The 15,279-nt window shown below is 53.7% G+C and carries 11 protein-coding genes; 9 read left to right on the top strand and 2 right to left on the bottom strand.

The genetic code is table 11. The features are described from left to right. Positions 1-6 precede the first annotated feature (6 nt). The 9 genes from TH63_RS04545 to TH63_RS04505 all read left to right on the top strand — a co-directional run bounded on the left by TH63_RS04545 (position 7) and on the right by TH63_RS04505 (position 12,295). On the top strand, positions 7-795 hold the full coding sequence (locus TH63_RS04545; RefSeq protein ID WP_048919902.1) for a gluconate 5-dehydrogenase: 789 nt from the start codon (positions 7-9) through the stop codon (positions 793-795). A 62-nt stretch (positions 796-857) separates the two neighbouring features. Continuing rightward, positions 858-1,910, top strand: coding sequence for a LacI family DNA-binding transcriptional regulator (locus TH63_RS04540; protein ID WP_048919901.1), 1,053 nt, complete (start codon positions 858-860; stop codon positions 1,908-1,910). 96 nt (positions 1,911-2,006) lie between these two features. Continuing rightward, positions 2,007-3,431 (top strand): tagaturonate reductase, encoded by a 1,425-nt coding sequence (locus TH63_RS04535; protein ID WP_048919900.1) that lies wholly within the window; start codon positions 2,007-2,009, stop codon positions 3,429-3,431. A gap of 160 nt (positions 3,432-3,591) precedes the next feature. Next, positions 3,592-4,989 (top strand): glucuronate isomerase, encoded by a 1,398-nt coding sequence (gene uxaC / locus TH63_RS04530; RefSeq protein WP_048919899.1) that lies wholly within the window; start codon positions 3,592-3,594, stop codon positions 4,987-4,989. Positions 4,990-5,000: 11 nt separating this feature from the next. Next, entirely contained in the window at positions 5,001-6,023 is a 1,023-nt protein-coding gene (locus TH63_RS04525; protein WP_048919898.1) for a sugar kinase, read from the top strand. Continuing rightward, positions 6,013-6,672, top strand: a complete 660-nt coding sequence (locus TH63_RS04520) for a bifunctional 4-hydroxy-2-oxoglutarate aldolase/2-dehydro-3-deoxy-phosphogluconate aldolase (protein WP_048919897.1) — start codon at positions 6,013-6,015, stop codon at positions 6,670-6,672. Before TH63_RS04525 ends, TH63_RS04520 begins: the two co-directional genes overlap by 11 nt. Positions 6,673-6,686: 14 nt before the next feature. Then, positions 6,687-8,081, top strand: coding sequence for an MFS transporter (locus TH63_RS04515; RefSeq protein ID WP_048919896.1), 1,395 nt, complete (start codon positions 6,687-6,689; stop codon positions 8,079-8,081). Between the two features lie 212 nt (positions 8,082-8,293). Then, complete coding sequence (locus TH63_RS04510; protein ID WP_048919895.1) at positions 8,294-9,460, top strand: MFS transporter; 1,167 nt, start codon at positions 8,294-8,296, stop codon at positions 9,458-9,460. A 258-nt stretch (positions 9,461-9,718) separates the two neighbouring features. Then, positions 9,719-12,295 carry a phosphoenolpyruvate carboxylase gene (locus TH63_RS04505; RefSeq protein ID WP_048919894.1) on the top strand — a complete coding sequence of 859 codons (2,577 nt, stop codon included), beginning with the start codon at positions 9,719-9,721 and terminating at the stop codon, positions 12,293-12,295. 547 nt (positions 12,296-12,842) lie between these two features. On the opposite strand, the gene hutG is transcribed toward TH63_RS04505, so the two are convergent. Both hutG and hutI read right to left on the bottom strand, forming a co-directional pair. Beyond that, a complete protein-coding gene (hutG, locus tag TH63_RS04500) occupies positions 12,843-13,805 on the bottom strand; it encodes a formimidoylglutamase (RefSeq protein WP_048919893.1) in 963 nt (320 codons plus the stop codon). Further along, positions 13,798-15,072, bottom strand: coding sequence for an imidazolonepropionase (gene hutI, locus TH63_RS04495; RefSeq protein WP_048919892.1), 1,275 nt, complete (start codon positions 15,070-15,072; stop codon positions 13,798-13,800). Before hutI ends, hutG begins: the two co-directional genes overlap by 8 nt. Positions 15,073-15,279: the final 207 nt, after the last annotated feature.

Genomic DNA, 15,279 nt, shown 5'->3' with positions numbered 1-15,279 from the left:
CTGCGCATGATGACTCTATTTGACTTAACCGGCAAAGTAGCCCTGGTAACCGGAGCCACCCACGGCCTGGGAATGGCCATGGCCAAAGCCCTGGCGCAGGCCGGCGCCACCCTGGTGGTGAACGGCAACACGCCAGAGAAAATGGAAAAGGCGCTCTTAACGTACGAGGAGGCAGGCATCAACGCCAAAGGCTACCTGTTTGACGTGACCAATGAGGCAGCCGCTCAGGAATCTATTGCCCAGATAGAGTATGAAGTGGGTCCAATCGCTATCTTGGTGAACAACGCCGGCATGATCAAGCGCATTCCGGCCCTGGAGATGGATGTAGCCGATTTCCGGAAGGTGCTGGACGTGGATCTGACGGGCCCTTTCATCATGTCTAAAAACGTGGGCAAGTACATGGTGGAGAGAAGGGCCGGTAAGATCATTAACATCTGCTCCATGATGAGCGAACTGGGCCGCGACACGGTCTCAGCCTACGCCGCCGCTAAAGGAGGCCTCAAAATGCTGACCAAGAACCTGGCCACTGAGTGGGCGAAATACAACGTGCAGGTCAACGGCATCGGGCCGGGTTACTTTGCCACGGACCAGACGGCCCCAATTAGAGTAGAAGGACACCCATTTAACGAGTTTATCATCCATAGAACCCCTGCCAGGCGGTGGGGTGACCCTGAGGACCTGGCCGGCGCCACTATTTTCCTGGCCAGCAAGGCCAGTGACTTTGTGAACGGGCAGATCCTGTACGTTGATGGCGGCATTCTGGCCACCATTGGCAAACCCAGCAATGAACACTAGTTTCAGGCTGCAAAGAGAATTTTGTTATTGCATTTGATTGAACATACATGGCGGCTAATCCTATGGGAAGCAAACCAAAGGTGACTATTCACCACATAGCTGAGAAACTGAACATTACGGCCTCTACCGTTTCCAGGGCGCTGAATGATAACCCCAGGATCAGTGAGATCACCAAGAAAGCGGTGCTGAAGGCGGCCAAGCAGCTGAATTACCAGCCCAACAACATTGCGGCCGCCCTTCGCAACGGCAAAAGCCACATCATTGGCATTATTGTGCCTACCGTAGACCGGGCCTTCTTTGGTTCTGTGATCCGCGGTATTGAGGAGATCGCTAATAAGCTCAACTACAAGGTGATCATCTGCCAGTCTTACGACAACTATGAGAAAGAGGTGCAGACAGTAGATGCGCTGTTGAGCGCGCGGGTAGACGGCATCATTGCCTCTATCGGGAAGAACTCCACCAACCTGGACCATTACAAGAGACCGCAGGAGAAAGGCATTCCGTTGGTTTTGTTTGACCGTACCACCGACGAGCTGGAAGTAAGCCAGGTGATGATTGATGACTACCGCGGCGCCTATAAAATGACCGAGCACCTCATTCAGCAGGGCTACCGCCGGATTGCCCATTTCACCAGCCCCCTGAAAGTGAGCGTGTTCAAGGAGCGTCTGCGCGGGTACATGGATGCCCTGCGGGATTATGAGATTCCTTTCCAGGAGGAACTGGTTATAAAAAGCAACCTGCAGTTGGAAGACGGACGCGCCGGTATGGAGCAACTATTAACCCTCCAGGAACGGCCAGATGCCGTGTTTTCGGCGTCAGACTATGGGGCCATGGGCGCCATGCAGGTATTGAAGGAGCATAAGATCCGGATTCCGGAGGAGATTGGCCTGGCAGGTTTCGGGAACGAGCCTTTCACCTCCTTCTCAGACCCCGCCCTTACTACCGTTGACCAGTTCAGTTTAACCATGGGCCGCATCACCGCCGAGCTGTTCTTTGAGAACTTTAAAACCGGCGACAAAAAGATTGTACCCCAGAAAACCGTGCTCAAACCTGAGTTGGTCATCCGGGGGTCCTCCCTGCGCCGGCCCATGCCTCCGGAAGAACAGGCACGCTAACGGCCGGCACCGATTTAAGGAACTATAAAACATTTATAAAATTCTGTTTTGAGGCCATTTTCCACAAAACAGGCCCAAAACGTAAATCAATTCCACATGCAACCATTGAACAGAAGCACCGCCAATATCAGCACCCAAAGACCCACCAAGGTAATACAGTTTGGAGAAGGAAATTTCCTCCGCGGCTTTGTGGACTGGATGATTGATATCCTCAATGAGAAAACCGAATTTAACGGCAATGTGGAAATAGTACAGCCCCTGGACAAAGGCATTTTCCAGCTGCTCAACAAGCAGGATGGCCTGTACCACCTGGTGCTGGAAGGCATCCAGAACGGGGAACCTACCCAGGAAACGAGGTTGATCACCTGCGTTTCTAACGCACTGAGCCCCTATGAAAACTATGAGTCTTACCTGCAGCTGGGCGAGAACCCAGACCTGGAGTTCATTATCTCCAATACCACAGAGGCCGGCATCTCTTTTGAGCCTTCAGACAAGGGCTTTGAGACCACACCTAACTCTTTCCCGGGTAAGCTGACGGCCCTTTTATACCGCCGGTTCACCCATTTCAACGGCGCTAAGAACAAGGCCCTGACCATAATCCCGTGTGAGCTGATTGAGAAGAACGGCGAGAACCTGCGCACTACCGTGTTGCAGTTTGCTAAGCACTGGAACCTGCCCGCTGAGTTTACCGCTTGGATTGAGAACGATACCCTTTTCTGCAACACCCTGGTAGACCGCATTGTACCGGGCTTCCCGAAAGAAACTATCTCTGAGATCCAGGAAAGCCTGGGCTTCTCAGATAACCTGGTGGTGAAGGCCGAGCCCTTCCACTTATGGGTGATTGAAGCTCCGGAATCAGTCGCCAAGGTATTCCCAACGGAGCAGGCCGGCCTGCAGGTGAAGTTTGTGGAGGACCTGACCCCGTACCGCACCCGCAAGGTGCGCATCTTGAACGGCGCGCACACCGCCCTGGTACCGGTGGCCTACCTGCAAGGCCTGCGCACGGTAAGAGAAGCCGTGGAAGACGAAACTGCCGGCAAATTCATTCAAGAGACCATCTTTGAGGAGATCATCCCTACCCTGGACCTTCCGGCTGAGGAGTTGAACCAGTTCGCGAAAGACGTGATAGAGCGTTTCCAGAACCCGTTCATCCGGCATGAGTTGCTTTCTATTTCTTTGAACTCGGTATCTAAGTACAAGGTGCGCGTGTTGCCATCGGTGCTGGAATATGTGAACCGCAAAGGCCAGTTGCCGCAGCGGTTGCTTACCTCATTGGCGGCGCTTATCCTGTTCTACAAAGGAGAGTATAACGGCGAACAGATTCCGTTGAACGATACGCCTGAGGTGCTGACCTTCTTCAAGGCTGCCTGGCAGAAAGATTCGGTGGCTGAGACCGTGCACGCCGTGCTTTCCAATGAAGACTTCTGGGGTCAAAACCTGACCACGATCAAAGGTTTGGAAGAAACTGTCACCCAGGCACTAACCCAGTTACAGGCCGTTTCAAATTCAACTATCGCCTAAAGTAATATTCCCTACCAGAGGCAATTGTGAAACAGACGCTTATTTTTTTGGTAAGCGTCTGTTTTAGGCCTATTTTTAGAAAAACACCCTCAAAACAGGTTCCTCCTATTTTAGATACAGGCCACCTGTTCTTTGTCATCACCTTATCACCCTTTTGCACATGTCCTTTTTAGACGATAATTTTCTCCTCCAGACCAAAACCGCCCAGCGGCTATACCATGAGCATGCCAAAGACATGCCCATCATTGATTACCATTGCCACCTCAACCCTGAGGATATTGCCAAGGACCGCCAGTTCCAGAACCTGACCCAGATCTGGCTGGAAGGCGACCACTACAAGTGGCGGGCCATGCGCACCAACGGTATTCCCGAGCGCTACTGCACCGGCGACGCCCCCGACTATGACAAGTTTGAGAAGTGGGCCCAGACCGTGCCCTACACCATGCGGAACCCCTTGTATCACTGGACCCACATGGAGCTCAAGCGCCCTTTCGGGATTGAGAAAATCCTTAAGCCGGAGTCAGCAAAGGCTATTTATGACGAGGCTACGGAAAAGCTGCAGACCTCTGATTTCAGCGTGCGCGGCATCTTAAAGCAAATGAACGTAGTCACTATCTGCACCACCGATGACCCGATTGACAGCCTGGAGCACCACCAGAAAATCGCCTCAGATAACTTCGGGATTAAGGTGTTGCCAACGTTCCGCCCAGACAAGGCCATGGCCATTGAAGACGGCGGGTACCTGGGCTATTTAGAGAAGCTGGAGGCCGCTTCTGGCGTATCTATCAGCAATTATCAAGACTTGCTTGAAGCCCTGAAACAGCGCCATGACTTCTTCAACGCCCAGGGCGGACGCCTGTCTGACCACGGTTTGGAAACCATGTACGCTGAAGAGTACACCGAGCAGGAGATCAATCAGATCTTTGAAAAGGCCCTGAAAAAGCAGGCCCTCACCCTGGAGGAAGTGACCAAGTTCAAGTCTGCCATGCTGGTGGAACTGGCCCTGTTGGACCACGCCAAAGGCTGGACGCAGCAGTTCCACCTGGGCGCCTTGCGGAACAACAACAAGCGCATGCTGCGCGAGTTGGGTGCTGACACCGGCTTTGACTCCATCGGGGACTTTGACGTGGCCCGTCCGCTTTCCAGGTTCATGGACAAGCTGGACAACTCCAACCAGTTGGCCAAGACTATTCTCTATAACCTGAACCCAAGCCAGAACGAGCTATACGCCACCATGATTGGCAACTTCAATGATGGCAGCACCCCGGGCAAAGTGCAGTACGGGTCGGCGTGGTGGTTCCTGGATCAGAAAGATGGCATGGAGCGCCAGATGAACGCCTTGTCTAACATGGGCTTGCTGAGCCGCTTCGTGGGCATGCTCACAGATTCCCGCTCGTTCCTCTCCTACCCGCGCCATGAGTACTTCAGAAGGATTCTGTGCAACATGCTGGGCAATGACGTGGAGAACGGAGAGTTACCGGCAAGTGAAATGGCCTGGCTGGGCCAGATGGTAGAGAACATCTGCTACAACAACGCCAAGTCTTACTTCAACTTCTAAGCCAGAGAGGTATGGGAAAGGTTTTATCTTTTGGGGAGTTGCTTCTCCGGATTGTGCCAGATACGGAAGGCAAGTGGCTGCAGGAAAACAGCCTGCCCTTTTTTGTGGGCGGCGCTGAGCTGAACGTGGCTTCGGCGCTGGCCTTGTGGGGTGTGCCTACCAGTTACTTTACCGCCTTGCCAGACAATTTGCTGTCTAAACAACTCATAGGCTACCTGCAGGAACTGGGCATCGGCACCGAGTCTATTCCCATTCAGGGAGACCGCATTGGCTTGTACTACCTGCCCAAGGGCCAGGATGTGAAAAATGCCGGCGTGATCTATGACCGGGCCGGGTCTTCCTTCGCGGGCCTCACCCCCGGTTCCATTGACTGGGATAGCGTGTTTGAAGGCGTGGACTGGTTCCATTTCAGCGCCATCTGCCCTGCTATTAACCAGAACGTGGCCGATGTCTGCGCCGAGGCCCTGAAAGTGGCTTCTTATAAGAACATCCAGATTTCCCTGGACCTGAACTACCGTGCCAAGCTCTGGAAATACGGCAAAGACCCGGTAGAAGTCATGCCTGCCCTGGCCGCGCACTGTGACCTGATCATGGGCAACGTGTGGGCCGCCAACAAGATGCTGGGCATGCCCCTGCAAGAAGAGTTGGTGCAGGACATTGAGAAAGAGAAACTGCTGCAACATGCCCAACTGACCTCAGAAGAAATCCTGAGAGCGTTCCCGAAATGCAAGACCGTGGCCAACACCTTCCGGTTTGACCATGGCGCCAAAGGAATACGCTACTTCACCACGCTATATACCCACCGCGAACTGCTGGTGTCACAGGAGTATGTGGTGAACGAAATCCTGGACAAAGTGGGCAGCGGTGACTGCTTCATGGCGGGCCTGATCTACGGCTTCCACCAGGGTCACTCGCCTAAGCAGACCCTGGAGTTTGCCACGGCGGCCGCCTTCAAAAAACTTTTCATCTTATCAGACGCCACCACCAGCACAGTTGCCGAGATTGAGGAAACCATCCAAGAATATGCCAACTAAAGAGACCGCGCTCAAAGCCATCACAGACCAGGGCCTGCTACCGCTTTTCTTCTACGAGAACGCAGAAGTGAGCCTAGAAATCATCAAGACCCTGTATGACGCGGGCGTGAGAACCCTGGAGTACACCAACCGGGGTCCGGCCGCTTTGGAGAACTTCAAATACCTGAAGGCTGGGCTCAAAGATTTTCAGGACCTGCACCTGGGGATTGGTACCATTAAAACCGTGCAGCAGGCGCAGGACTTCATTGATGCCGGGGCCGATTACATTGTGGCACCCATTGTGGACCCTGCGGTAGGCAACCTGGCCCATGAGGCCGGCCTGCTCTGGATACCGGGCTGCTTTACGCCAACAGAGGTTCATGTGGCCCAGCAGGCGAAGGCGGCTTTGATCAAGCTTTTCCCGGCCAACATTCTGGGGCCTGAGTTCCTGTCCTCCATCAAAGAGCTGTTCCAGGGCCAGTTGTTCATCCCTACTGGGGGTGTGGAGCTGGAGGAAAACAATTTCAGGACCTGGTTTAAGGCAGGTGTGTGCGCCGTGGGGATGGGCAGCAAGCTCATCAGCAAAGACGTGCTGGCCAACCAGCAGTATGACAAATTACGTGAGCTTACCGTCCAGGCGTTACACCTGGCCAAGACCTGTAGAAACTAAAAACCGCGCTCCTTATGTCCCAAACGCAACAAACAACCCCAAAACCGCTCACCCAGGAAAAGGTAGGCAATTACCGGTGGACCATCTGCGCCCTCCTCTTCTTTGCCACCACCGTCAACTACCTGGATAGGCAGGTTCTCAGCCTGCTGCAGCCGCTGCTGGCCGAGAAGTTCAACTGGTCCAACACCGACTACGCCAACATTGCGGCGGTGTTCCAGTTCACCTACGCCATTTCCATGCTCTTTGCCGGGCGTATTATTGACAAGCTGGGCACCAAGAAAGGCTATGCCTGGGCATTGATTATCTGGTCGTTTGCCGCTATCCTGCACGCTTACGCAGAGCCTTTGGGACGCATGGTCACGCCTCTGTTCACAGTGATCGGGTTTGCGGTGCCGGCCTCGGTGCTGGGTTTCATGGTTTCCAGGGCTTTCCTGGGTTTTGGAGAGTCGGGTAACTTCCCGGCGGCCATCAAAGCCACCGCAGAGTATTTCCCTAAAAGGGAGCGTTCCCTGGCTACGGGTATCTTCAATTCGGGCTCTAACGTGGGTGCCATTCTGGCCCCGCTCACCGTTCCCTGGATCGCCTCGCACCTGGGCTGGGAATATACCTTCTTCATCATTGGGGCTATTGGTTTCCTGTGGCTGTTCTTCTGGTTCATTTACTATGAGACCCCAGACAAGCAACGCAGAATGTCAGCGGCTGAAAGAGCCTACATTGCCAGTGACAGCGAGCCTGTTCTGGAACAGGACTCTCCGGCCGCGGCCGAGAAGGTTTCCTGGTTCACGTTGCTTAGCTTCAAACAGACCTGGGCCTTCGCCTTTGGCAAGTTCATGACCGACGGCGTGTGGTGGTTCTTCCTTTTCTGGCTGCCTGCCTACCTGAAAGCCCAATACGGCCTGACAGGTACGCAAGTGATGCTTCCGCTGGGCGTGTTGTACAGCATGACCATGTTCGGGAGTATCTTTGGGGGCTGGTTCCCGATGTACTTCATCAAAAAAGGCTACAACCCCTATGAGGGCCGCATGCGCGCCATGTTCGTGATTGCCTTGTTCCCGCTGCTGGTTCTGGCCGCCCAACCGTTGGGTCACTTGAGCTTCTGGTTCCCGGTAATTTTGATCGGTATCGGGGCCTCGGCGCACCAGGCCTGGAGCGCCAACATCTTCACCACCGTTTCTGATATGTTCCCTAAAAAATCGGTGGCCTCGGTGACCGGTATTGGCGGCATGGCCGGTGGTTTAGGCGGGGTGGTTGTGACCAAGGTGGGCGGCTACCTGTTTGACTATTATGACAAGCTGGGCCACGTGGAAACCGGTTATACCATCATGTTCACTTTCTGCGCCGTGGCGTACCTGCTGGCTTGGTCCGTGATGAAGGCCCTGGTGCCTAAAATGAAACCGGTGAACGTGTAATTCTGCTTTTTCAAATTTTCTATTGCCTAGACTAGAGCCTTTAAGTTTTTACTTAAAGGCTCTAGTTCTTTAAATGGGCCATTTTTTTGAAAACAAGCGTAAAACACCAACTCCCGTACAAACCTCAGTTGGACCTATTAGGACATGAGTGTGTGCAATGCGTAACAGACATCCGCCAGAAGAAGCCCATTATATTTTTATAGATTACACCCATGGATGCAAAGTTGAAGCAGCGGATAGCCTTAGGTATTCTTTTCTTTCAGAGCGGATTGTGCTTTTCCACCTGGGCATCGCGCATTCCGGACATAAAGGCGGCTTTTGCTTTCTCAGACAGTGAGTTGGGCACTTTGCTCTTGATCAGGCCGTTGGGGGCCTTCATTGGCCTGCCCTTTGCCGGGTGGGTGGTAGACAAGTATGGCAGCAATTATTCCTCGGTGGTGGGCATTTTGGCCTTTAGCGTGAGTCTGGTTCTGCTGGGACTATCTCCCTCGGTGTGGTGGCTGGCCGGTGCCATTTTGCTATTTGGCCTTTCGGCGAACCTGACCAATATCTCTATCAATGCCCAGGCCCTGGCGGTGCAGAAAAACTACGGCAAGACCATTATCTCCTCGTTCCATGGCCTCTGGAGCCTGGCCGGATTTTGCGGCGCAGGGTTGGGCGCGGTTCTGATTAGCCTAAAGGTGGTGATGCTGTACCATTTTCTGCTGATCATGGGCACGGTCCTTATTTTTGGGCTACTCACCTTCAAGCATCTGTCCAGGGAGCACCAGGCCGGCAGCCGGAAATTCGTGTTCAAGAAACCCGAGCCGGTGCTGCTACGGTTGGGCCTCATTGCCTTTTGCGGCTTGCTGTGCGAAGGCTGCATCTATGACTGGGCCGGTATTTACTTTAAGCAGGTAGTGCAGGTGGAGGCCGGGTTGGTGACCGCTGGTTTTATTGCCTACATGGGCACCATGGCGCTGGGCAGGATGGTGTCAGACCATTTCACGAACCGCTTCGGGAGCACGGCCATCATCCAGGCCAGCGGGGTGCTTATCTTCTCCGGTCTGATTTTAGCGGTGCTTTTCCCGCATTTAATCACGGCCATCTTGGGGTTTGTGCTAGTGGGCGCAGGCACGTCCTCGGTGATCCCGCTTACCTATGCGCAGGTGGGCAAGAACCCCTCCCTCTCCCCGGGTATCTCGCTGGCCACGGTTTCCACCATCGGGTACTTCGGTTTCCTGCTGGGCCCTCCCCTCATTGGCTTCATAGCCGATTTGCTTAACCTCAGGGCTTCCTTCGCCCTGGTAGCCGTGGCTGGCCTTATGATTACGGTGCTGGCCACCCTGGCCAAACGCCGCGACAGCAAAGCCGCTACCCAGGCCTTGACACCTTCTTAAGCTCTATCATGCGTTTTAAGCACGTTTTCTGAAAAACAGGCCTAAAACGACCAATTGAAATAAATTGAAATAAAAAGAAGTTTTAATAATAATCTAATCAACATACCCGCATTTAACTGCCATTATTTTTACTTTTAAGCTCATTTACTACTACATTTGGCAGACCACTTTCTATTTCTCAGAAAGTAGCCACCTAACCAACCCGAAGAAGTGATTCTGCGTCTAAAGGATGCTTCTACCTAACAAACCGATACCCGTATGGATGGTTCTGCCAACAGCGCCCTGCAAACCTATGACAAGCACGTAGGCCTTAAATTCCAGTTGTACAACAGCCTTTTCACTTCCTTGCCTTTTCATAGGGTTGAAAAAACGGGCGTATTGCTGTCTATCTTTTTGCTGCACTGTGAGGAGGGCTATGAAAAAGGGCTGAGCCCGGCGGAGATCATTCATACCTTCTTTAGCCAGTATACCCCTTACCGCAGCCTGCAGGAACAGACCGATCTGTTGTTTAGGTTTGTGCAGTATGCTGAGCGGCAAGTGGTTTTGTTTGATGCCCTGGAAGACGCCTCCTTTAGGGAGATTCATGACATGGCCGGCGCAGGTACATTAAGGCACCTGCAGGCCGAGGTGGAGCAAACCCAGACCCAACCACAGCTGCGCGAAAAGCTGAAGGATTTCTCGGTGCGGTTGGTGCTTACCGCCCACCCCACACAATTCTACCCTAGCGAGGTGCTGGGTATCATCAACGACCTGTCTAAAGCCCTTTACAACGACAATACCGCCCAGGTGAACAGTTACCTGCGCCAGCTGGGCAAGACCCCGTTCTTCAAAAACGAGAAGCCGTCACCGTATGATGAGGCCGTGAGTTTGATCTGGTACCTGGAAAACGTCTTTTACCAGGCCGCCGGACACATCATGTCTTACCTTAAAAGCCAGTTCCCCGATGCCCTTTCTCAGCAGCACCCCTTGATCCGGTTGGGCTTCTGGCCAGGCGGCGACCGGGACGGAAACCCCTTCGTGACTGCGGAGATCACCTTGAAAGTAGCCGAGGCACTGAGAGGCAGCATCATTAAATCTTACTACCAAGATGTGCGCAAACTCAAGCGCCGCCTTACCTTTAAAGGGGTGCTCAGTGAATTGAATACGCTGGAGCAAAAACTCTACAACAACCTTTTCCTGCCCGGCTACAAAGCCGATATCACCAGGGAAGACATTCTGGCACCCCTGCAGAAGATAAAGGAAACCCTCATCAAAGACCACAACAGCCTGTTTCTGAACCTGGCGGAGAACCTGATCAGAAAAGTGGAGCTGTTCGGGCTTTTCTTTGCGTCGCTGGATGTACGGCAGGACAGCTCGGCCCACACCGAGGTTCTGGAAGCCATAGCGGCCACTGCCCAGGCCCTGCCCCAAAACTACGCCGATCTTTCCCCGGAAGAGAAGATTGCCGCCTTGCTTTCTGCCCATACTACCGTTGACCCGACCACCCTGGAAAATGAACTGCACCGCGACACGGTCCAATCCATGCAGGCCATAAAAACCATCCAGGCCATCAACGGAGAGGAAGGCAGCCACCGCTACATCATCAGCCACAGCACCAGCGCCCTGGATGTGATGGAGGTGTATGGCCTTTTCCTGCTCAGCGGCTGGAAACCTGAGGCCCTTTCCGTGGACATCGTCCCGCTTTTTGAGACCATTGATGACCTTCGGAACGCGCATGACGTGATGCAGGCTTTGTACACCACCGAGGTGTACCGCCAGCATTTGCAACGGCGCGGCAATATCCAGACCATCATGCTGGGTTTCTCAGACGGCACCAAAGACGGCGGCTACCTCATGTCTAACTGGAGCATCTACAAAGCCAAAGAAGAACTGAGCGCCTTGGCCCAGCAATATGAACTGCAGGTGGTCTTTTTTGACGGCCGCGGAGGCCCACCCGCCCGCGGCGGTGGAAGAACCCACCAGTTCTACGCGTCCATGGGTCCAAAAATCGCCAGCAAGGAAATTCAGCTCACCATTCAGGGCCAGACCATCAGCTCCAACTTCGGGACTATTGACGCGGCGCAGTACAACATGGAACAGCTGCTGCACGCGGGCATCAGAAACGCCTTGTTCATGGCCAAGGAAGCCACCTTCACCCAGGAAGAGGAGCAACTCATGCAACGCCTCGCCGATGCCAGCTACCAGGCCTACAACACCCTCAAGAACAACCCCAATTTCCTGGAATACCTTAACTACGCCAGCCCTTTGCGCTACTACGCCGAAGCCAACATTGGCAGCCGCCCGTCCAAGCGCAAACCGGGCAAACTGAACCTCAACGACCTGAGGGCGGTGCCGTACGTAGGTTCCTGGAGCCAGTTGAAGCAGAACCTTCCGGGCTATTACGGCGTGGGGTCGGCCATGGAAAAACTGGAAGCTGAAGGCCAGTGGGAAGCCATTGAGCAACTGTACCAACGCTCCCTCTTCTTCCGGACGCTATTAGGGAACTGCGAGATGGCCATGACCAAATGCTTCTTCCCGCTCACGGCGTTCCTGGCCAAGCACCCGCAATATGGTCCCCTCTGGAACATGATCTACAAGGAGTTTGAGTGCACCAAAAAGTACGTGCTGCGCCTTACCGGCAACAGCCAGTTAATGGAAGACAAGCCCGTGAACCTGCTCTCCATCCAGATGCGCCAACGCATTGAACTACCCCTGCTCACCATCCAGCAGTTCGCCCTCACCAAAATAAGGGAAATGGAGGAACAGGATACCAACACACAAGACAAACCCATCTACGAGAAACTGGTCATGCGTTGCTCCTTCGGGATCATCAACGCAGAGCGGAATTCTGCTTAGAGGTAAGAGATGGTTTGAGGGTGTTTTAGTAAAACCGGGCTGGAAACAGGCTTAACTGCCAAAGCCGTCATCCCCCTACCCCCTTCAAAGGGGGACGAAATGCGTGCTCTCCTGTGTAAACACCCCTCTGCGCTCCCCTCAAGGGGAGAGTCCGCGCTTTGTAAAGGCTATTGCGTTTTTAGCCTGTTTTCCCCAAAACACCTCCAAAACGCAAATCCGTAAAACACCCCTTTTCCTACGCATTCCCTATTTTCAGTCTTTACCTCGAGCGCCTCGCTTGTGGCCCTGCAATGGCTTTACTAAGGGCAGAAGGCAAAGAGGCCGCAAGGGCAGTGCGAGGGGGAAAGACGGGGCCCCGCGGCCGTGAGCGCTCGGAGGGAACCAATGAAACAAGAAAGCATAAGGACTAAGGCGACAGCGGCCACCACATTAGCAAAGGCAGGAAAACATTAGAGGATTATTGGTACAACACGCTAGTTAAAGCAAATTCTTTATCAACCGCTACCTATAAAAAAACATCACACTAAGCGATAGCAAGACTACCCTTCTACTTCCACCATTTCACTACCTGATATAGCAACCCCGCCGCTAATTTGGCAGTGCGGTTGTCTTGGTCCAGGGTGGGATTTAGTTCTACCACGTCTAAGGTCAGTAACTTGCCGGAAGTGATGATTTGTTGGAGAATCGGGAGCGCTACCTGCGGGGTGATGCCTAAGGCGCTGGGGGCGCTTACCCCAGGGGCATAGGCAGTGGCAAACACGTCCAGGTCTATGGTCACGTACACTTTGTCTACCTGGGCCAGGAAGGTTTCTACCTGTTTCCGTACGGTTTCTGAAGGGCCATTTTGCAGATCTTCGGCCAGGACATATGGTACCTCCAGCTCTTGGGCGGTCTGGAAAAGCCGGCGGGTATTGCTACATTCCTGGATGCCCAGGCAGAGGTAATGAAATTCTTTATCATTGACGTGCAGGTCATCTGCGATCTGCAGGAAAGGGCTACCTGAGTGCGGGTGGGACGCGTAGGAACGCAGGTCAAAGTGGGCGTCAAAATTGATAATGCCCAGTTTCTCCTCTGGCTTCAGGACTTTCTTAATGCCTAGGTAATGCCCGTAAGCCGTTTCATGGCCGCCCCCTATCACCAGCGTTTTATAGCCTTTTCTAAGAAGCATTTCCACCTTCTTGCCCAGTTGAATCTGAGCGGTTTCCATCATGTGGTTATTGCAGATGATGTCGCCGCCTGCATACAGGATAACGTCTTCGGGTAGGTGGTCGGCAAAAGAGGACATAGCTAGCCGGAGCGCATTGGGCCCAGTTGCCGCCCCAGACCTTCCCTGGTTTCTTCGGATACCCTCATCACACTGGAAACCCAGAAATACGAAGTTCCCGTGCCCCTCTTCCACCTCTCTTGATAGATCCAAGAAATGGACCACCTGGTGCCACCTGAGCCCTAAAACCCCATCTTGTATGTCTGACCTCCCTTTCCAGGTGGTTTTATCTGACGGCTTATACATTGGTTTGCCTGGTTAAAGGTGTCTTAAGTGAGCCTGGTGAGAGGACCTTGCCACGCTTATAAATGCGGGCAGGCTTCAATTTACCCTGCTGATAAAGGATCTCCTGATAGTTATGCGTGGAAAAGGCAATCATATCTGCCAGCATTCCCGGGGACAACGTACCGCGGTCTGGCAGGCGAAGGGCATGAGCAGCTCTGGAGGTGATTCCGGCCAGGGTTTCTGCGGTGGTCAGCTTTTGCGAAGCGCCCAGTACCGCCGCCTGCAGCAGCAGATCGCCCATGGGCGCGGACCCGGGGTTCCAATCCGAAGCGATGGCCACGCACAGTCCCCCGTCCAGCATCTGCCGCGCCGGGGCGAAGGCCATGCCCAGCCCCAGCGAAGCCCCTGGCAAGACCGTGGCCACTACCCCAGCCTCTCGCAACAAGGTAATCTCTTCCGGACCGCTGGCCTCCAAATGGTCGGCGCTGGCAGCATGAACGGCGGCTGCCACCTTGCTACCTCCGGTTGAGAACTGGTCGGCATGTACCGTCACCTCAAACCCCAAGGTCTGCGCCGACTGCAAATAGTCCAGGGCTTCTGCTTCTGAAAAGGCGGTGTCTTCAATGAAAATATCCACGCGCTGGGCCAGCTGGCGTTCTTTCACTTGCGGCAGCAGTTGCTCCAGCACAGTGTTCAGGTATTCTTTGGTATCGGTAAATTCAGGGGGGCACATGTGGGCAGCCAGACAGGTGGGGATTAAATCCAGGGGGTGGCTCTGGTCAACCTGCTTGATGGCCTCCAGCATTTTCAGCTCGGCTTCCACGGTTAGGCCGTAGCCGCTTTTCACCTCACAGGTAGTCACGCCTTCAGAAAGGTGCCGGTCACAGCGTTGGTTCAGCAGGGTAGTCAATTCCTCTAAAGAAGCAGCCCTGGTTTTTCTTACAGAATCCAGTATTCCTCCCCCGCTGCGGGCAATCTCCAGGTAACTTTTGCCGGCTACCCGCAAGGCATAGTCACCGGCCCGGGAGCCCGCGAAGCAAATATGCGAGTGGGCATCTATAAAGCCCGGCATAAGCACCATGGGCTCCTCTATTTTGTGGAGCACATAGGTGCTGGATTCAGGGGCATTCAGCAAGTCTTGGTAGTTGCCAATCTGCACTATCTTTTCCCCCTGCACCAGGACACCCGCATTTTCCAGCACCTCCAGTTGGTCATCGGCTATTGGCCCGGCCAACGGAAGGTTAGCCATGGTGAGGACTTGGGTGAAGGGGCCGAGGAGAGTATGCATTTTTGCTCTAAATTGGAGTTACTACTTGAGAACTGGTTTGCGTTTTTATCTTTTAATGCATGGCACAAGCGTCCCCTTGTGCCTGCACGCAGACTTATTTATTCTATGCATTTTTTCTTTTGTCATCCTAAAAGGACCTTGTGGGCGAACGGCAGTAGCGGGTAATTAATGTCCTTACCGTTCGCTGCCAAGATCCTTCCAGGATGA

The organism is Rufibacter radiotolerans (assembly GCF_001078055.1).
GTDB classification, from domain to species: Bacteria; Bacteroidota; Bacteroidia; order Cytophagales; family Hymenobacteraceae; genus Nibribacter; species Nibribacter radiotolerans.
Note: the sequence above shows the minus strand (reverse complement) of the source record. Positions and strands in the feature narration are given on the sequence as shown.